Annotated in this window: 18 protein-coding genes; 17 read left to right on the top strand and 1 reads right to left on the bottom strand. The window is 35.6% G+C overall.

Going from position 1 to position 18,920, the window contains the following annotated elements; all coding sequences use genetic code 11:
• Positions 1-152: 152 nt before the first annotated feature.
• The 8 genes from CXK86_RS20720 to CXK86_RS20680 all read left to right on the top strand — a co-directional run bounded on the left by CXK86_RS20720 (position 153) and on the right by CXK86_RS20680 (position 8,998).
• Complete coding sequence (locus CXK86_RS20720) at positions 153-1,091, top strand: DNA/RNA non-specific endonuclease (protein WP_101314468.1); 939 nt, start codon at positions 153-155, stop codon at positions 1,089-1,091.
• Positions 1,092-1,234: 143 nt separating this feature from the next.
• Entirely contained in the window at positions 1,235-1,765 is a 531-nt protein-coding gene (locus CXK86_RS20715; protein ID WP_180361828.1) for a hypothetical protein, read from the top strand.
• 66 nt (positions 1,766-1,831) lie between these two features.
• Complete coding sequence (locus CXK86_RS20710; protein WP_133120447.1) at positions 1,832-2,035, top strand: hypothetical protein; 204 nt, start codon at positions 1,832-1,834, stop codon at positions 2,033-2,035.
• A gap of 291 nt (positions 2,036-2,326) precedes the next feature.
• Positions 2,327-2,773 (top strand): hypothetical protein, encoded by a 447-nt coding sequence (locus CXK86_RS20705; protein WP_257467963.1) that lies wholly within the window; start codon positions 2,327-2,329, stop codon positions 2,771-2,773.
• A gap of 204 nt (positions 2,774-2,977) precedes the next feature.
• On the top strand, positions 2,978-3,820 hold the full coding sequence (locus tag CXK86_RS20700) for a tyrosine-type recombinase/integrase (RefSeq protein ID WP_101314465.1): 843 nt from the start codon (positions 2,978-2,980) through the stop codon (positions 3,818-3,820).
• A 581-nt stretch (positions 3,821-4,401) separates the two neighbouring features.
• Entirely contained in the window at positions 4,402-5,355 is a 954-nt protein-coding gene (locus CXK86_RS20695) for a copper amine oxidase N-terminal domain-containing protein (RefSeq protein ID WP_101314464.1), read from the top strand.
• A 10-nt stretch (positions 5,356-5,365) separates the two neighbouring features.
• A complete protein-coding gene (locus tag CXK86_RS20690; RefSeq protein WP_101314463.1) occupies positions 5,366-6,679 on the top strand; it encodes an S-layer homology domain-containing protein in 1,314 nt (437 codons plus the stop codon).
• A gap of 1,362 nt (positions 6,680-8,041) precedes the next feature.
• Positions 8,042-8,998: a tyrosine-type recombinase/integrase gene (locus CXK86_RS20680; RefSeq protein WP_091037129.1), complete on the top strand. Its 957-nt coding sequence runs from the start codon at positions 8,042-8,044 to the stop codon at positions 8,996-8,998.
• 155 nt (positions 8,999-9,153) lie between these two features.
• Here CXK86_RS20680 and CXK86_RS20675 read toward each other — a convergent pair whose 3' ends face one another.
• The gene (locus tag CXK86_RS20675) at positions 9,154-9,579 is read right to left on the bottom strand and encodes a hypothetical protein (RefSeq protein ID WP_101314461.1); all 426 of its coding nucleotides are present in this window, start codon (positions 9,577-9,579) and stop codon (positions 9,154-9,156) included.
• A gap of 324 nt (positions 9,580-9,903) precedes the next feature.
• On the opposite strand from CXK86_RS20675, the gene CXK86_RS20670 reads away from it, so the two are divergent.
• The 9 genes from CXK86_RS20670 (at position 9,904) to CXK86_RS20630 (ending at position 18,310) form a co-directional block, all read left to right on the top strand.
• Positions 9,904-10,917, top strand: a complete 1,014-nt coding sequence (locus CXK86_RS20670; RefSeq protein WP_101314460.1) for a 3D domain-containing protein — start codon at positions 9,904-9,906, stop codon at positions 10,915-10,917.
• A gap of 529 nt (positions 10,918-11,446) precedes the next feature.
• Positions 11,447-12,745 (top strand): sensor histidine kinase, encoded by a 1,299-nt coding sequence (locus CXK86_RS20665; protein ID WP_101314459.1) that lies wholly within the window; start codon positions 11,447-11,449, stop codon positions 12,743-12,745.
• 135 nt (positions 12,746-12,880) lie between these two features.
• A complete protein-coding gene (locus CXK86_RS20660; protein ID WP_091037139.1) occupies positions 12,881-13,522 on the top strand; it encodes a flagellar brake protein in 642 nt (213 codons plus the stop codon).
• A 216-nt stretch (positions 13,523-13,738) separates the two neighbouring features.
• Positions 13,739-14,158: an AbrB/MazE/SpoVT family DNA-binding domain-containing protein gene (locus tag CXK86_RS20655; protein WP_101314458.1), complete on the top strand. Its 420-nt coding sequence runs from the start codon at positions 13,739-13,741 to the stop codon at positions 14,156-14,158.
• A gap of 289 nt (positions 14,159-14,447) precedes the next feature.
• Positions 14,448-14,981, top strand: coding sequence for a hypothetical protein (locus CXK86_RS20650; protein WP_100528102.1), 534 nt, complete (start codon positions 14,448-14,450; stop codon positions 14,979-14,981).
• A gap of 45 nt (positions 14,982-15,026) precedes the next feature.
• On the top strand, positions 15,027-15,539 hold the full coding sequence (locus CXK86_RS20645; RefSeq protein WP_100528103.1) for a hypothetical protein: 513 nt from the start codon (positions 15,027-15,029) through the stop codon (positions 15,537-15,539).
• A gap of 252 nt (positions 15,540-15,791) precedes the next feature.
• Positions 15,792-16,178, top strand: a complete 387-nt coding sequence (locus tag CXK86_RS20640; protein ID WP_091037154.1) for a hypothetical protein — start codon at positions 15,792-15,794, stop codon at positions 16,176-16,178.
• A 202-nt stretch (positions 16,179-16,380) separates the two neighbouring features.
• Complete coding sequence (locus CXK86_RS20635; RefSeq protein ID WP_101314457.1) at positions 16,381-17,079, top strand: DsbA family protein; 699 nt, start codon at positions 16,381-16,383, stop codon at positions 17,077-17,079.
• 655 nt (positions 17,080-17,734) lie between these two features.
• Positions 17,735-18,310 (top strand): hypothetical protein, encoded by a 576-nt coding sequence (locus CXK86_RS20630; RefSeq protein WP_101314456.1) that lies wholly within the window; start codon positions 17,735-17,737, stop codon positions 18,308-18,310.
• Positions 18,311-18,920: the final 610 nt, after the last annotated feature.

Genomic DNA, 18,920 nt, shown 5'->3' with positions numbered 1-18,920 from the left:
GACGACTAAGATCGGCTTCCTTCGCTGCGCTAACGGGGGCAGGGTAATTCAATAGGATATTAGTCTTTTATGGTAAGATTATAGAACAAGAAAAGATAGTTAAAGTCGTCGTTTTTAGAATGAACAGTATGAAATTATAGGAGAGTCCTAAAATGAAAAAGAAAATGAACTATTTAATCTTAATTATAACGATCATCTTTATGGTTGGTTGTACCAACGTAGAAGATACATCCAATACAGATGTAGAAACAGATTCACAAGAAATAACCACTGATACAACAACTAAGAATAGTGAAAAAAAAGCAGCTGTCAAAGCGGTTGTTGATGAACCAGTAGGAGAGGAAACATCAACACAACCAAATAACGAATTGTCTTTAGGATACAAGCTTATCGAAGTCGATGGTGGTGATTTGTCTGGGCATCGTGAACCTAACGTTGTTGTTGACATTGGATACGGAGACCGTGAATATTGGGCATTTACTAATGAATATGGGCAATTAGTGCGTGTCATTGCTGATAAAATTATTCTACAAGACGACCGTAACGAACCTGTACTATCGTCTGGCAGATACTACCCTGATGAGGCAAAGGTTCCGGGTGTCGAAAGTGACGTTTTAGATGAAGGACATATCATTGCTGATTCTCTCGGAGGGGTATCGAATGCATATAATATTACCCCACAAGATAGCACACTCAACCGACATGGTGATCAGGCTTATATGGAAGATGCGATACGCAAAGCAGGTGGAGCCACTAATTTTGAAGCGATTGTCACATATCCGAATACAGAAACCCAAATCCCTTCAAGTTACCAGTACACGTATACGTTAAAGGGTAACAAGATCGTTGATACATTTGACAATGTGAACCCTGATGATGTAAATGCATCACTCGGATTAACAGGCAGTGAGCCTTCTGACTCAACTAGTTCAAATAAAAACGCTGACATTTCTAGTGTTGATACAAACGGTAATGGACAGGTGACGATTAAAGAAGCTAACGCAGCAGGTTATAGTATGCCAATAACGAGTGATCATTGGTTATATCCATATATGCACGATGCTGATATGGACGGTATGGTAGGTGAGTAAGACTAAATAAGAGCAGTTTGCCGTCGCGGCAACTGCTTCTTCTCATTCAGCTATCGGGCAGGTTAGTTTAATGAAAAGGGAATAACACACCTCATATAGGATACTTTATCTCTAAAAGGGAGGGGAACACATTGCATGATATGATGAATAAGAGACAATTTATTGAGATGACAGTTAAAGAACAACGTTCTATAGTATTTAAGGTTAATAATCAAGAAGAATTTTTCCGTGGTGTTTCTAGAGAACTAAATGAGGGCTACCTATTTGTTGAAACAGAAGAAGGTATACACTTTAAATTTAAAATGGATGAAATCATTGAGATTTATGCTATCAAGTCTTCATCTCCAAAGCATAGTGCTATCCAATCCCACAGTTTGATGAAAGGTAGTAAGGATGACCTTGAAAACCTGGTACTCCAGTTTGAAAGTTTAAATGACGATGTAAAGAAACAAATTACCTCTTCTTTATCAAAAGTGCTTGGTAAGCAAGTGATCATTTCGAAAATGGATATAACTTCATACAATTTATCTGAAATTGAAATGATTGCTAACACGATAAAAGGATATATACTCACTATTAAAACACTGGATATTCGTTCTGAACTACTCGAATCATACAACAATATGGAGTTACCTCAAAAGATATGTTTTGAGAAAGGGCTAGATCACAATTGAGAATAAGCTATGGGAGGAAAAATTATAACCGCTAAAATAGAGGTCGGGCCCCTGGGAGGTGAGTATGTGAAAGAAGTAATTAAAAATGTTCTGTTAGGTACTGTAGTTTTTGTCGTTGGCTTTTCCATTATGCTGCTTCTTACAAGCTCAGATATTGAAGCTGAACTTACATATTATGCTGCCATAGCGTATGCTCTTTTATATTTAGCCAGTGTTATATCTGTCTGCACCGCAGTACTCCTTAAAAAGATGACTCAATTAAAAAAGTGAACTACTCATCATGCTAACGAGAAAAGATAGTTCAATAAAAAACCATCGTGATCGGCTGCTTTTGTTCAACTAACAGGCAGGTTAGCTTAACTAAACTTGCTAATTAGTTTGTTTATTAAGTGATAGAACATCCATAAGCATAGAGGTGTATGATAGATCTTACTTACTTGCGTTTATTCTGATGGAGATGATCTACAAAAAGTTTTGGACTACAATATATTATTGTGTGGGATATGTTTCTTTGAGCATGTCTATTGAAAGGAATGTTAATAATTGAAAAACAAAGTTCTAGTGATTATTGGTACTATTGCATTGTCTATCTCACTTATTTTTGGAGTTTCTATCGCTTGGAAAGATAATGTTGGTTTAAGATCTGAAGAAGGAAATAAAATTATAGAAAACAGTCCTAAAACATCTAAAGAACCACAAACACTAACTTGGGATTTGAAGGGCGACAAGGTGGACCCTGTAAAAGATTATTCTGTGACAATTGGATATTCACACATCAAACTTAATGTAAAAAATACAGGAGGACACTCTTTTAGAGTTGAAATAAAGCACAACAGTAAGAATACAGTTATTTTTAATGAAGACATTGCAGCAGATGAAATAGTGGAATTCGTAAATAATGATCTTATGCCGCTTGTTCCTTCGGGCGCTTATTCAGTAACTATTTATGGTGGATCAGGACTACCCAAAGGACAAGTTCTTCTTACACAGTCAAAAGTACCATATTAAAATATTATTATGAACAATGGAAAAGGGAAGAACTTCTGGGCTTAAAAAATGTCATGTTAATAGCTGGAGCAATATACAGAGTTAGTTTAAATCAATGAGAAAACTAGGTTTGAACTAACGGGAAACTTTAGTTAAATAGCACCAGTCTAAAACCTCTTATTTGAAGCAAACTAAAATTAATTGCTCTTATTAGGAGGTTTTATTGTGATCTTAAGTGAACTTTGGAATCATTATGAGGCGGATAAACGAATTCAAGGATTTAGCCCAAATACATTGCGTGCTTATGCTTCGCAACTCAAGATGCTGGTTTCGGATCTGGGGGATGTAGATATTTCGGGGGTAACTCTAAATCTCCTGAAGGAATACTTAGTAAAGCAATCAGATCGTTTAAAGCTAAGCAGCCTTGGGCACCGTATTCGCTTTGTACGTTCCTTATTTAAGTTTGCATATGAAGAAACCTACCTATCTAGCAATCCTTCCATTAAACTGCGTGAGCCAAAAATGGAGAAGCGGGTACCTAAGTTTTTGATGGAAGAAGAAGTGATACATTTAAAGATCTCTTGTCAGACCTTACGGGAAAGAGCTCTTCTTGAATTTTTGTATTGTACAGGTTGTCGTATAGGTGAGGTGGAGAAGTTAAACATTGAGGACTTGAACTGGGAAAGCTGCTCTGCCATAGTAAACGGAAAAGGGGCAAAGCAAAGAGAAGTTTACTTCACCACGGAGTGTAAAGTATGGTTGAAAAAATATTTAGACAGTCGCGAGGACTCGTGTAAAGCCCTGTTTGTAACAGATAACAGTCCAGTGAAACGAATGGCTATACCAACACTTAGATGGGCATTAAAGCGCTTAGCATCTCGTGGGGCGGTTGCCGCAAACGTGTATCCTCATCGTTTTCGTCATACCTATGCCTGTCAGTTGCTCGACAATGGAGCACCATTAGAATTTATTCATGGCATGTTAGGCCATGAAAAAGCATCAACTACACAAATCTATGCTCAACTACGCGGTGAACGACGGAGAGAACTATATCGGCGCTTTTTTTAGCTTTGTTAGCGGTAGATCTCGTTTAGGATCAGCCGCTATTCCACTATCGGGCAGGATAGTTTAATAAATGATATCGAAAATATCACCAAAGAACCGTTTTATATTTTGCCGAAAAACTTGCTAAAGTTTTCAGCCCGCCAGCTGATTTTGAGCTGGGGCTAGATAAGAACTACCATGATTCTCTAAAAAATGTAGGAACTCAGTGATTAGTCTCTTCAAAAAAGGGGTTGGATTGGAAAAAACCACTCTACACCTTTTTGCTAATGATGTTGGAGTCTTAGAAAAAGGCAGCTAGCAATGATAATAAATTACCGCTCATTTACGTTGCGAAGAGTTACTTGGGATACGGATGAATCTTGTGCTTCAATTAGATATACATTTAATTAGTTCATATAGAAAGTCAGGTTTTATAATAATATAACAATGGGATAAAATACCTATTTATAATCTATAGTACATGGTAAAATATTCTTACTATTGCCAAGTTTGTTTGATATTTAGGATTTGTTAGACCTATAAAAAAAGATACTGGGAAGTGTTAGTGAGAAGAAGTACATATGGAAAGCAGAGGGGTTTAGATCATGAAGAAACTTTTATTAACAGTATTAGCAAGTATATTGACTGTAAGCATGATAGGTTCGGGAAACGAAGCAGTTGCAGCTGCAAGCACTCCGAAGCAAGTAGAGGTATTGCTGAATACCGTAAAAATGAAGTTTCCAGATGCGAAGCCATTCCAGGATGGCCAAGGTAGTGTCATGGTTCCGATCCGCTTTGTATCTGCAGCGCTGGGTGCAAAGGTTACATACTCGAAGGTTGGCAAAGTATCCAAGGTTGGGATCTTCAGCAAAGACCATACAGTGGACATGACAATTGGGCAGACGACTGCATTGGTGAATGGTCAGAAAAAGGACTACGGTACGCAGATTATTCTGAAGCAGAACCGGACATTCGTTCCGCTGCGTCTAGTCAGTGAAGGACTTGGCCAAAAGGTAGAGTGGGACAAAATTGGCCGTTGGGTCTGGATCGGGAATAAAGACTTCCGGAGTACGGATGATAAGCAGTTTAAGATGACGAAACTGAGCGATTTCAAGGCGTATACAAAAAGTGATGTTATGTTCAAGAACATTAATGATGAGAAGTATTCAGGCATAAAGATCATCAAAGAAAGTGACCTTCCTATCCAATTAGGAAATAGCCAGGTGGTATATAGTATGGATGTCATCAAAAGTGCAATTACGGGAGATGATGAAGTTCAGATTCGTAGTAATCATAGAGGAAACCCTATTGCCTTTTTGATCAAAAATAATCATGCAAAATCGCGAGGAGTCATCGACGTAGCTTTTATTAACAATGGTGACAAAACAGGGCTGAATTACTATCCAGTTTTGAGTCAGTCAGATAAATTTCAGAATGGAAACTACATTCAAAACTACACAGACTGGATGAATTTTAAAATTACTCAAGCTGATTATATTCTTCTTAGAGATGGCGATCTCGACAATTATGCCGTAGCGATCGTTAATCCCTTCAAGTAAAGGACAAAGATTGAATGAAAAAGACAATCAGCTCGATACTGACAACTCGGTTAGCAAGATTCGTAAAAAAAAAGGGGAAGATGAGGGGAGAACAAAATTCATGAAAAAAATCTTAGTTACTCTTATTGCTGGACTTACCGCTGTAACAACAATAATGGGGGGATCGTCCATACAAGCAGCTGTATCGTTTAAAGACGTTCCAAGCAATCACTGGGCTAAAACATCCATTGATTCAGCAGTATCCAAAGGATACTTCAAAGGATATAGCAATGGGACATTCAAACCATCTGCTTCAGTTACACGTTCTGAATTTGCTTCGTTGCTTGCACGTGTGTCTAAAGCAGATCCGAACGTCGATATATCCAATGTATTTAACGATTTATCCAATCATTGGAGCAAAAAGGAAGTTGATCGTGCAGTTTCTCTGGGATTCATAAATCCTGCAGACTATCCAAATGGTTTTAAACCAAATACTCCTATTACCCGCGAAGAAATGGCTAAGTGGATTAGTTCCGGTTTAGCAGCCGCCGACACTGACTTCAAAAAAGCATTGGAAGATACTAAAACAACGCTTGTACCAGTTAAGGAATCATTCTCTCCAGGAATTTCAGAAGCTAAAGCTCCGTACATCTCAGTGGTTATCGGAACAGGAGTGATGACTGGATATCCAGATAACTCATTCGGGGTGACCCAAACAACCACTCGCGCAGAAGCTTCTGTAATATTGCTGAGAATCGCAAATATGGAAGGTAAAAAGGCTTCTTCATTTTCTGATCTGAATGAGATTAGGGCCGTTGGGACAACAAAATCTAATTTGAGTCAAGTGACACCTTTTTCAACAGCAAATGATAAAACATATGCAGTGATTTCTGGGAAAACAAAAACATTATCAAATGGTGCGGGTAAAGTATCCTTACATCGAACCATCTATATTAATACTACTAATTGGACTAACAAAAAGAGCGTTTATGCACCGTTCTTTGTATCGGAAGAAAATAAAGATTTCTACAAAGAAAACACTAATGTCATTCCGGTATTCCATGAGATTACAGTCTACCCTAAAGCGAAAAATTTTAGTTCTGATCATATCAGGACTGGACTAACTACTGCTTTGAGTGGTCAAAGGATTGCTCCTTCTTCACTACCTGAAAAATACGGTTACTTAACGCTACCGGTGTATAACACTGAACAGTTCTTTGCTAAGTATAGTGCTACTAATGGCGTGAAGTTATGGATAAAAGAAAATAAGAACGTAGATCGAGAAGGGTTAATTGGTATGTACTATATGGATGATGGATCTGCTTTGTCTCTATACAATAAATAAAATCAATGCTTGGATGAATTGGCTGGTTCCATTTCAGATACTCGAAATATGATAGCTCATGCTAAAACAAACTATAAGCCAAAGGGAAAAGAGTGCCCATTTGAACAACTTGAAGAATTTTCTAGCTGCCTAAAAGTAGTGGCAACCCAAGTAATATGTTGGTTTGCGAGACAACACTAAGACAGCAGAATAGTCTAATTTTCACAACAAAACCTGAAAACTAATACATTCCATACGAGATAAGAATTAATGACTATGACAACATGTTATGGTCATTTTTTTGTCTCATCAGTATATCTGGAGAATTGACATAAAGTTGCCTACCAGTCTGGAAAATGTCGGGGGACAACTCGGATATATCTTTCAGCGGACGTGGAGGTATACGGTTTAATACGCATGGACTCAATAATTGTACATTGACACAAAGTTACCAACCACGTCATACATACATGTCGAGGGACAAAAACATGGTCCCATTGAAGTCGATATTCGTGTGTCTGTTTAGGTCATGTAAGAAAGTTAGTTTTGACCGTCATTTCAAGAGCAAAGTTGTAGAAGAACTTCGGTACTCTTCCCGAAACGATAATTTAATAGAACCAAAAAAAGCAGTCGACATTAAATTGATCGGCTGCTTTTTTAATGGTAGAGAAGGGGTCATCACACTTGATGATAATGTTGACGAATATCCTCCAGTGAAAATTTTTAGATAAATTATTTGATTTCTCAATACCTCACATTCCCTACCTCTTTTTATTATATATCTTCCCAAAAAACTAAAAAGTATTCAAGTTATTTAGTATTAATATATTAATTAAATTATTAAGTAATATGAATACTCATATATTTCATGATCTATTAAATAACTTTAACATATAAGTATTCAGTTTATTTAATAAAGGATTGCTAACAATCAGTTTAAACAAAATTATTAGTGTAATGTAAAGGTGAGAGTCTACATTGGTTTACCGTAGTAAATATTATGTAAACTTGATAAAGGTAATACACTTGTATATTTCTAAAGTAGGTGTCTTTACCTCCAAATTTTAAGCTCTTTTGACTTAATGCAGCTACATATCGTTAGAGAACACCTCACAAAATGAGCTAAAAGAGAAAAGAAATGATCTTCAAGAGGACCGTACGTGCTATAATAAAGTGCACCAAATCCATATTTTGCGCACTTTAAGTTTAAAGGTAATTTTACTACTGATGATGGGAAGTTGTATGTGAATTTCAATCTTCATAAGTTTTATATTTATGCAAATTATAAATATAAATAGATATTTTTATATATTTTATAATTCATTTACTTCTATAGATGTATTTTGAATGTGATTAAGAGATTAATGTTTGGAGGGAAAGTTAATGAGTAATCCTTATGAGCTCGAGGATTTGTATAGTGAGCAGCTTCGAGCTTTTCGAATATACCTGAAGCAATCCGGATACACGGCCTCAACACAAAAAGAATATATGAGAGAGTGTTTGACCTTTCTAGACTCATTAAACGGTTCCCTGCCGCAGGAGGTAGGGAAATTGCATATTATGGAGTTTCTAAATGATAAACAAGCAGCAGCAGATATAACACGGAACAGAACTCTTTCCGCTATCAGGACATTTTATACGGCATTAATGGATTTTGAGCTTGCTTCTAAGAATCCGGCTGCAGAAGTGAAAAAGTCCAAAACGGAAAAAAATAAGAAGCCCGTGTATCTTGAGGAAGAGGATCTCACAGAGAGCCTTAAATTTATCGAAGGGCGTTACCGAAACAGAAACATAGCTATATTCTTACTTATGGCTTACTGCGGATTACGGGTAGGGGAAGTTCACCGGTTGAATTTAAAAGATCTGAAAAAGACTAAAGGAGTAATAGAAGTATTTGGTAAGGGTAGAAAATGGAATGAAATACCCGTTCCAGACGTTTTACTAGACTACCTACTAGAAGTTGAAAAAGAGAGGATTTCGCCTTATAGCCTTAGGGAAGATGCATTCTTTGTATCTCAAAAAGGGAGAAGACTCTCGATCAGACAGATTCAAAAGCTAGTTAATCAAACATTTGAAGCATTCAAAAAGAGTAATCCAAATGTAAGTGATATGAAACTATCTTGTCACAAGCTAAGACACTCATTTGCTACGATGCTTCTCAAAAATGGAATTGATATACGAGTCGTAAAGGAACTTATGGGTCATTCATCAATAGAGACTACAATGATTTATACTCACGTTAACGATGAACAAAAGAAACTGGCTATGGCAACCATGAATGTTCCTTTAGATTCTATCGGCCAATCAAGTGTTTATTTGCAAGAGACCCCTCATCCTTAGATGATTAACAACTCATCAGCAATGAAGGATACGAACTGAACGCATCTAAATCGAATTGATATGAGTTGAAATATCATTAATGAAATATAGTTTAATGTGATAATGTGAGTTCAAAGTGAGAGGCATGATAACGCCTCTCTATAATTCTTTTTTTTCTAGTCATCTGACTTCTTAGACTGCATGTCTAGCCCTGTAATTGGCTCAGAATCTGGAGTATAGAGACTTATTTCGACAATAGACTCCACCAAGCGTATAATTATAAATATGGCTAAGATCAAGATAGAAGTGTTTGTATAAAAGTCATTCCCCGTAAAATAGCCAATGATTAATCCTGAAAACAGAAAAACAAATTTAATAATATTATCACTATTTGTTAATCTAAATACATAGACTATTATCCCAATAAAAAATGCTTCAACTGCTGTAAAGTATGCTACGGCACAGAAGGCCAAACATACTGTGATAAGGGCAGTGTCTATAAAAAACATCCGAAGTTCTACTTTTTTTAAAATTACCAGAGAAATCAAGCTTAACACAATTAATAAACATAAAATTATAGCTATTGGCCAGTTGGCATCCATAATGAACAACACTCCTTATTTTGAATTCTTAGAATTAGATGGACCGTCGTTGTCCGAATTAATCCATTGTTTTATCCTCCCTTTCTAAAGACAAAAAAAGCACCACTATAAACCTTAGAGGTTATAGTGGTGCTTCCACATTTCAACGTATTTATTTCATTCAATTTTATCATATTAAACTCAGATGCTCAAAGAGTATTTAGGCTTGTTTGACTGATGGTTGTACTTTATACTAAGATTAATCAAATATCTTGAATCTGGAAGCACCAGACTGCTCTAAAAAGCGGTTTGGTGCTTTTTTTATTTTATTGAAGGAGTGACTTTATGTATTACCGTAGAACAAAAAAATGGCTAATAGCGTTGGCAATTTCAGTTCCTATCTTATCTGGCTCATCTTTGGTGTATATTCTCCAGACAGAAAAGCAACAGAGTATTGGGAGCTTGCAGCTACCCAAATATCGTGTTGTCGTAATGTCTGACAACCACAATACTACAGTGGATACGCATGCTGAAACAGTTGGAGAAGTATTGACACAGCTAAATATTAAATTAGGTACTCAAGACATTGTAGAGCCTGCTGCGACGGTAAAGTTGACCTCTAATACACAAATTAGAGTTACGCGGCTTGCGAAATCTGAAAAAGAATATGAAGAAGAGATCCCGTACACAATAGTAAAATATAATGATCCTGATCTGTTTATCGGTGAGGAAAAAGTAATACAACAAGGGATACCAGGGAAAGAGATAGTTAGTCGATCTACAGTGTTAGAAAATGGTCAAGTATCGTTAGAACACGAACGTTTACGAAGAGTGGTCCATCCCTACACGCCAGAGGTTATTGCTGTAGGGACAAGGGTTCCTGAACCTAAAGTAGAGTATAACCATACTGATGTAATTGAAAATATAGCTGCTACAGAAGATGATAATATCAATCAACCACAAGAGAGTTCAATAGTTCTCGTAGAAAACAAGAAAAAAATCACCACGATTGAGGAAAGACCGGTAGAATATAAATTTATTTTGGAAGAGGTTGAATTAACTGCATTTACAGCAGGTGTTGAGTCTACTGGTAAGGATCGAGGGCATCCACAGTATGGTATTACAGCTTCAGGAGCTACAGTGGAAGAAGGTCGAACAATTGCAGTTGATCCAAGTGTAATACCAATGGGTTGGTGGGTGTACATTGAAGGTGTAGGCTATCGAAAAGCGGAGGATACAGGTAGTGCGGTAAAAGGTAATATCATTGACGTATTTATTGAAGATCTCGACAGTGCGATACTTTTTGGTCGACAAAAGAACAAAATGGTGTACGTAATTGGCCCGAACAAACCCAAATAACTTAGTTATTAGGAATTACATATTAATTAAACCTTAATTTAACATTTTTTGCCCCTGTCAAATTAATTTAGAACGTACAAATGCGAAGCACTCATCGTCCTTTAAGGGCGGTGCGTGCTTTTTTTATTCGAATTTGCTTTTAAATCTATACAAATTGAATTTGATACTTTGATAGTAGGTCTGAGAGAAAAGCGTCTATTATAAAAAATACTAAGGAGTCTAGTACTTGTATAGTGGAGAGTTTTAGTCATGTAATAATTAAATTGTTCGATTACAAGAAAAACAGATGAGCAATAAATTAATTGGTCAATTAAGAAGCGTCTAGGTAGTGTCTTTACGTATTAGATAGATAGGGATTACGCTGTTGCCTTTTAATCAGTATAGAAAGCAACTAGTAGGCCTAATTTAGAAGTGTTATTTAAATTTAAAATATCACTTTAGTACATATCTTTCAGTATCCTTGAATAAATAATGGAGGGTAGTGTCGATAAGGATAGAGAAGTATACTTAATCAAGCTGGAGGAACAACATGAAGGCTTTTCTGTTCAAAACGAAACAAGTGAAAATCATTCTTATAATTGCTATTTTACTACTTACTATTTTAGGTCTATTAAATCAGACATACTATAACTCTACTCGAGAAGCGCTAATTTACGAGCAAGTTGAAAAAATGAAAGCTGAAGCATTAAACATTAGCATCTCTATTCAATTATCACATAGGGGGGGGAGGTCATTAGAGAATTTAATTGAACAGAATGTAATGTCAACTTCATTACGAGAGGTAACGGTGTTTGATCCATCCATCTTTCTTAAACAACAGAGGAAACATCAGAAAATTGGTGATACAGAGAATTATGATCAAGGAATCCTTTTCGGTACTTACCAGTATGAGATTGAAGAAGATTATGATTACGTGAGAAGGGCATATGAGGGTAAAAAAGAATTCACCTTTGAAACTGAAATAGACCGTAAACCCATTCTAAAAGCTTACTTCTATTTCCATCTTGGGTATCCGGTGATCATTAGTATAGTATCGGACATTAGCAAAATTAATAATTACATGGTCTCATTTCTTCTTAAAATGCAGTTGCTGATTGGAATTTCTACTCTACTCGTATTGATTGTACTAGGAATTATATCGAGAAATTACACAAGTAACATAATTATGGGGCTACAATCTGAAGAGGCAGCATTTTTTAGTAACATGGATCTTCTCTTCACTACGGTTAAGGAACAACGACATGACTTTAATAATCATATGTCCACTATTCAATCACTAATAGCTACTGAGCAATATGAGGAACTTAGAAAGTTTACAGATGAGATGATTGGAGAAGTAACAATTATTAATGATATCATCAATATTAATTCTCCAGCACTAGCAGGTTTGATACAAGCTAAATTAACATATGCTTCAAACCATAAAATTGCATTTAGTTATGAGATTAGCAGCATGCAACTCGAATTTTTAAAGAGTACTGATCTTGTAAAAATAATAAGTAACCTGATTGATAACGCCTTTGACACTGTAAAAGCACTACCTGAGCAAGAAAGAAAAGTAGAGCTGACTGGTTACTTAGAAGATGATCGATTGTTATTCAAAGTATTCAGTAGTGGTCCTCCAATTCCTGAAGATTTAATTGATAAACTCTTCGAAAAAGGATTCAGTACCAAAAAGGATAAAGGACATCATTCTGGATTGGGTTTATATATAGTTCAGAGGATCATTAAACGATATCATGGCCGCATAACTGTTGATTCAAGAGTCAATGGAAACACATTTACTATTTCGATACCTATAAAATCAAAGGAGATCTGTTCTCTCTAAGAGGTTTACCGTCTCTTCCGATTATGATAAAATGAATCAGAAATGAATACATCTAACGCGAAGCACGCGCATGTCCTAAAGGACTGCCGTGCTTTTTTTGCGTTTCGAACTACTTAGGAGGGATGACAAACAATAATGATTGCTCTAGATGCATTATTTGTTGATCAATACGTGGAGCTTGAAGACAAACAAGGTAATATGTTGGTTGCACAAATCAAAGCTATTGATTCAGAGACATTTCGAATTGGCTCCATTGTGGTTAAACATCGGATATCGATACCTAAACTCGTAAAGAAGGAGGTTTACATATATTTTGCAGGAGGATCAGGAGAAAAATTTCAATTCAAGACTTGTGTTCTTTCCCAATCTAGAGGTGAACCAGTAGAGCTACAGCTTTCCATTCCAGAGGACGTTTCCATATTAACGGTACAAAAGAGAGAATTTTTTCGGGTACCTGCAACCGTGAGTTTTAAACTTGATGTTGGAATAAGTGATCATCCGATGAAAAGTTATATCACGAAGGATATAAGTGGAGGTGGGCTTTCATTTATAAAAGATGGACATTTGTTTGAATACAATTCGGAAGGGCTCAACGGATTATTATTTATCGAAACAAGAGATTCTACTCATGAAATTCCCTTTAGAGGGAGATTCGTGTATCAGAATTTAATTGAAAGTGGTCTTCAAATTGCATTAGAATTTACAGATATACGGGAATCACATCGAGACATTATAATAAAATATTGTATGAGAGTTCAATTGCAGCGTAGACTTTAGCATGAATAGTCGGTCTAATATTAACTGCATTAATGATTTATGATGCTAATTTCTAATGACGTAAGCATGTTGAATTAAGAATATTTATGAATAATCCAGCACCCCATCAAAATCAATGAGATAAAATGTAGTGATGGGGTGCATGTTTCTTAATTGTTATAGGAAATTATTGTGATATAATGTAATATCTAAAGAAAGGTTGAAAGGACGTGAGCGATGAGTTTTGTTGGAAAAATTGAAGTAGAAGGTAGATTATCTATCCCTAAAGAACTTCGAGATAGGAGACATATTTATTGCGGTAGTGAACTCATCATTAAAACAGAAGTGGATAAGTTGATTCTTATAATTCCTCAATCAAATTGTATACTTTGTTGTAAGAACACAGGCTCGAAGCTTATTGATTTTAAAGGAAAAATTGTGTGTTATCAATGCCTAAAGATGGTGAAAGCTAACTCTACATCGTTAGAGAAAACTGAAGAACTACTTGATAAGACAAGCAGAACCTCTAATCTGATTAAAATGAAAAAGTTAATTGAACTAGATCCTGAGATTAAGCAATATCAAATTGCTGAAATATTAGGCATTTCTCGATCTAGAGTTTCTCAAATGAAAAAAAGTCAGAAAACGAGTTTATAACAAAGAGAGTATTCGGTTGCAATCAAACTGAATAGCGACAATGCAGTATGATTAGTTATTACATAGAATATCACTGAACTCCTAGTAGGAACATAGAAACAAAGTCTGAGACCCCTCTTAAAAAAGATTGGGTAATGCCTTTATGGGAATTCTATAGACAGATTGTATCTCAGGGAATATAATGGAACTAATTAAATAAGAGAAGCGAGGAAGCACCTCGCACTTAGTCATTACTAAGTGTGAGATTGCTTCCTCTTTTTGCGTTTTAAATTAGTACAGGGGGTTAGTCATGAATACGTTGGATGTAGTAATCAATCTGCTTGAAACAGGAAAATCATTATCTTTGTTAGATAATCAAACAAACGGAAAGATGAATAAAAGGGACGCGATACATAAAATTGCCCAGATAATTAATGAACTCCTTGGTTATGATCGTACTACGGTTGTGACAAATTATATTGATGGAAAGCTGAATCTGAAAAATACAATTCTTAAATTAGTTGTTAAAGACATTGAAATATCAATTCCCTATCCACCAGAATCGATTGTAGGTAATATTGGACATTCTTATTCGAATTCAAATCTAGTCACACTACCTATTAAAAATCCAGTACAGTCATATTTTCATGGTAAATGTATTGAGGCTGTTCGGAAAGCCTCTGAACAATATGGTAGTTTTCTCTCAAGAAGTGATTACACAACTTTCGCGCAAAACAATCAAGGTTATCCTTGTGCAGAAACCATAATTAAATACCTGGGACAAGGTTCGACAAAGTGGAAAATAGCTATATCGAATGCTTTACAGTTAAGGTTGGCAAAGTAAAGCATCTATCGAAATTATTAAATTTATTTGTAGGGGGAGAAGAGAATGGCTCATTATCTTAAAGTAAACAAAGGAACGGAACAGTGGAGTGTTATCCATCATCAGTTTACATATCATGAAAAGTGGTTTAAATATAACGATGAAATTAGTAGTTTTTTAGGTTGGGATGTTAAGGAGGAATTTGGACTATATATGAATGTAGAAGTTTTAACACTAGAAAGGGAACACCTAAAAAAGTATAGGCCCGAGTGGATCGAGCAATTTAAAAAAAACTCCAAACCGGCTGAGGCTAAAATAAAATCGCATGTTAATAAATCTTGGATCAAATTATGTAAGGAATTGGGGTTAGAAGTTGCAAGATTCATTGATGTTAGGATTTCAACTGCTCTTCTTAATGAGCGTATTAACGTTCATCAACTGGAGGATTATTATATAGAAATACATAGTGAGAAGATCTTTTTGCCAAATAATTATAACTGGGGGGAAGAAGTTGATACTCCATCCTTTTTAAGATTACAAGCCGATCATATTGAAATAAAGAAACTACAGAGTGCGTGAATGTCTTACAGGCACTGATCAAAGACCATCTAAATTTTAATGAGTATTTATTTGATGTATTTACAAAATGGGCTTCCTGCGTGTTACATCTAAATCCACTTGTACTTGCCAGAGCATTATTGTTTGTTTACACGCAAGATACTCAAAGGATATAATAAAATTAACTGAATAACGACACGAGGAAGTACCTCCTTCAACTGCTTAGGCTGTTGCATGAGGTACTTTTTCTATTTATAAGGAGTGAAATGGACCGTGAGGAAAATCATCCGCAGCATTTCATTATTCGTGGTTTTATTTATTGCTAATGGATGTAATCAGTCAACAAGTGTCTTACCTACTTTGCATGATTTAACCGAGAATTCCTTCATTGCTTACGATGAAACAATATTATCAGGTAAACAAGTGAATAGAGTATTGGACCGTTATACAGAGGTGGTACCTATAGTTGTTGTGAAAGACGGAAAAAATTATGTTTTTGGAGGAAAACAAGTCCTAATGGATTCAAATTTCAAAAGAACTACTAGTGATATTCTCGATAAAGAAACTCTTATAAACTTTGAAGCAACCTATAAAAGCCTTGTAGTACGTGACCTAAACAATGATATTGTGGGTATTAAACTAATAGAGAGCATCCCCTAAGATCTCTCTTGAGTTCATTTAGATTCTTAAAAGTTTGATTAGACACCAATTCATTCAATATTCACTTGGTTTTATGTACAAGCTGATGTATAATCTAAAGTAATTGAATACCCGGAAGAGGAAGCACCTCAATAGGACCACATGGTCTTATTGAGGTGCTTTTTTTGTTTTTTCGGTACAAATTAACGAGGGAGTGTTATCAATGGAAATTGAGAAAAAAAGGAACTCACTAAAGAAAGGGATAATGGTATTTACCTTAATGGGATTACTAGTAGTTCTTCTTATGGTTCTTTTATCAGGTTTTAAATCAAAAGAGGAATTCCCCACTTTTCAGGATGTAGACGGTAAGATAGAAGTCATGGCAGGAGAGTACAAACTTGATAAACAAGCTTATATAGGTGATCCACAAGCGCCGGTTAAGGTCATTGAATTTGTCGACTACAAATGTCCCTATTGTATGGCCTGGAATAATGACAATTTCGATAAATTCAAAGATAAGTTTATTGATACAGGCAAAGCCCAACTCTATATAGTTAATTATCCTTTCTTAGGCCCAGACAGCATAAAGGCAGCAATGGTAGGAGAAATTCTTTGGAGACAAAATCAAGAGGCGTTTTGGGAGTATCACCATGCAATTTATAAGAACCAAGGAGAAGAAAGAACCGTTTGGGCGAATGAAAAGTTCCTACTTAAATTAATCGATGATTATGTACCGCATGGTAATTCTAAATTGGTTGAAGAGAGCTTAAAGAAACTAGAGGGGTTATATGAAGTAAAAGAAGATTTTAAAATTACCTCCATTAATGGCGTTGCGAGTGTACCAACATTTGTTGTAGAGGGAGATAAATACGTTAATCCTAGTTTAGAACAGCTATCTGAGATCATAGAATCAAATATGTAGATATTAACTCAAACTCATTTTATATGATCACTAAATTTGGTATGTTTTCTCAAAACCAACAGGGGAATTAGTTGTTCAATTTAATTTTACATACAGAGAAATCAAACAGCAGGGGGGATCCTCTGCTGTTTGATGTTTTTCTTGAGGAACCTACGAAAAAAGAGAATACTTCGAAGATCTTCACCGGCTCCGTGATAGTCAAAAGCTCTAGATCCAAATAGAAAGTAAAATTAAGGAGCTTCCACCCTGGAATTTTTCTAAGGGATACAGTGAGCATCATCTCTGTCGACGAAATTGTAATTTGAATAGTCATACTTACTGATTAACTCAGTTATTGATCTCTTCGTCGATGCTGAGCTAACTATTTTGTACGCTTGTATTGTGACTGAATGCTGCAGAAGGTAAGTCGTTGGCTTTACCAGATGAATAAGTATTTAAGCTAATTACTATGATAAAAACATTGAATCTTATGTCCAGAGTTGCTAGTACTACATAGGTATTTAAATATTTTATTCTGTGGAGTAGAGTAATCAATTATTGTCGTAGATATCTTTTAGAAATGTAAAGAGATAAAATTCAGATCCTTGGGAATATGTTCATATATTTTGGGATATAAATAGAAATATCAATATATCAAATTCGGGGAGTGTTCATTATGGAATTGCGTAAAGACAGTTGGGACGTTGAAGCAGATTTGTTTTTAGCACAGACTGTATTACAACATATCGAATCTGGAAGTACACAATTAAAAGCATTTGAAGAAGCTAGTGAAAAATTAAAAAGATCAAAAGCAGCGTGTGGTTTCCGCTGGAATGGATCCTTACGTAAAAAGTATGAGGACGCTATTCGAAAAGCTAAACAAATCCGAAATCAAAACAAAAGTGATGGAAGTATTGTAACTATAACTAATTCAAATACGATTGCTCATGAACTGAGTCCCATAGAAGAAGATAATACGGTTTATTCACTTCAAGACCCCATTCAACTAGACCAAGAGTTTGTAGTTACCTTTAATGAAATTATGGATAATCTGAATTCACATATTTCGTTGCTAAGAAAGATGACTCTAGAATTAGCAGGTCGTCTCGAAAAAGCGAATAATAAGAATGAGAAGTTGAAAAGTGAATATGCAAACTTACAAAGTGAAATAATTAACGCTGTTGACATGAATGTTTTTATGAGACTCGCTGATAAGATATCAAATAATAAAATGGAACAAATAACTGGGTAAACAAAAAGCAGCCGCGAGCTGCTTTTTTTATTTTCTTCAAGCTTGTGAAACATCAACTTAACTAAAAGATCAGGAGCAAAATGGATTATAAGTATTTTTGGGATATTATACCTATATCCTTTGATCATTTAGTGGTAGAATATTCTTGTTATTGGCAAGTTTGATAGGTATTACGGAACAGAAAACTACATTCAAGATTATGGGAAGGACGTGTAAATGAGCAGCATAACACATTCACATAAGAGCAGATCCCTAATAAAACTAACTCAATGTAGAAACACCCCACGTAACATTTAGATTCAAATTAACAAATCTGTTTAATCTCAATCTGAAAAAAAGGTCAATCCTAAAGAATACATAGCTTATATCAAGGAAGTATAGTCTGCTTTTAACATGTGGAGCGTGAAAGAATTGAAAAATCCGACTCAACTCTTATTAAGTGGTGCATTGGTATTGGGGATGTATTGATTCACCGGAAACACAAATCAGGCTGCAGTTACCTTATTTAAAGATGTACCTGCCTGCCATCGATGCAGCCGTAGCGAATGGCTATTTCAAAGGATATATTTGTTGGCACATTTAAGCCAGGTATGATGGTAACCCGTGCAGA

Origin of the sequence: Paenibacillus sp. BGI2013 (assembly GCF_002843485.1) — a bacterium.
Taxonomy (GTDB): domain Bacteria; phylum Bacillota; class Bacilli; order Paenibacillales; family Paenibacillaceae; genus Paenibacillus; species Paenibacillus amylolyticus.
The sequence above is the reverse complement of the archived record's forward strand: the minus strand, read 5'-3'. Positions and strand labels throughout refer to the sequence as shown.

What these genes read in the sequence shown, in the direction of transcription:
- CXK86_RS20680 (WP_091037129.1), top strand. Translation starts at nt 8,042, where the DNA reads ATGAGTAATCCTTATGAGCTCGAGGATTTGTATAGTGAGCAGCTTCGA.
- CXK86_RS20650 (WP_100528102.1), top strand. Translation starts at nt 14,448, where the DNA reads ATGAATACGTTGGATGTAGTAATCAATCTGCTTGAAACAGGAAAATCA.
- CXK86_RS20635 (WP_101314457.1), top strand. Translation starts at nt 16,381, where the DNA reads ATGGAAATTGAGAAAAAAAGGAACTCACTAAAGAAAGGGATAATGGTA.
- CXK86_RS20715 (WP_180361828.1), top strand. Translation starts at nt 1,235, where the DNA reads ATGAATAAGAGACAATTTATTGAGATGACAGTTAAAGAACAACGTTCT.
- CXK86_RS20670 (WP_101314460.1), top strand. Translation starts at nt 9,904, where the DNA reads ATGTATTACCGTAGAACAAAAAAATGGCTAATAGCGTTGGCAATTTCA.
- CXK86_RS20655 (WP_101314458.1), top strand. Translation starts at nt 13,739, where the DNA reads ATGAGTTTTGTTGGAAAAATTGAAGTAGAAGGTAGATTATCTATCCCT.
- CXK86_RS20660 (WP_091037139.1), top strand. Translation starts at nt 12,881, where the DNA reads ATGATTGCTCTAGATGCATTATTTGTTGATCAATACGTGGAGCTTGAA.
- CXK86_RS20665 (WP_101314459.1), top strand. Translation starts at nt 11,447, where the DNA reads ATGAAGGCTTTTCTGTTCAAAACGAAACAAGTGAAAATCATTCTTATA.
- CXK86_RS20675 (WP_101314461.1), bottom strand. Translation starts at nt 9,579, where the DNA reads ATGGATGCCAACTGGCCAATAGCTATAATTTTATGTTTATTAATTGTG.
- CXK86_RS20720 (WP_101314468.1), top strand. Translation starts at nt 153, where the DNA reads ATGAAAAAGAAAATGAACTATTTAATCTTAATTATAACGATCATCTTT.
- CXK86_RS20630 (WP_101314456.1), top strand. Translation starts at nt 17,735, where the DNA reads ATGGAATTGCGTAAAGACAGTTGGGACGTTGAAGCAGATTTGTTTTTA.
- CXK86_RS20645 (WP_100528103.1), top strand. Translation starts at nt 15,027, where the DNA reads ATGGCTCATTATCTTAAAGTAAACAAAGGAACGGAACAGTGGAGTGTT.
- CXK86_RS20695 (WP_101314464.1), top strand. Translation starts at nt 4,402, where the DNA reads ATGAAGAAACTTTTATTAACAGTATTAGCAAGTATATTGACTGTAAGC.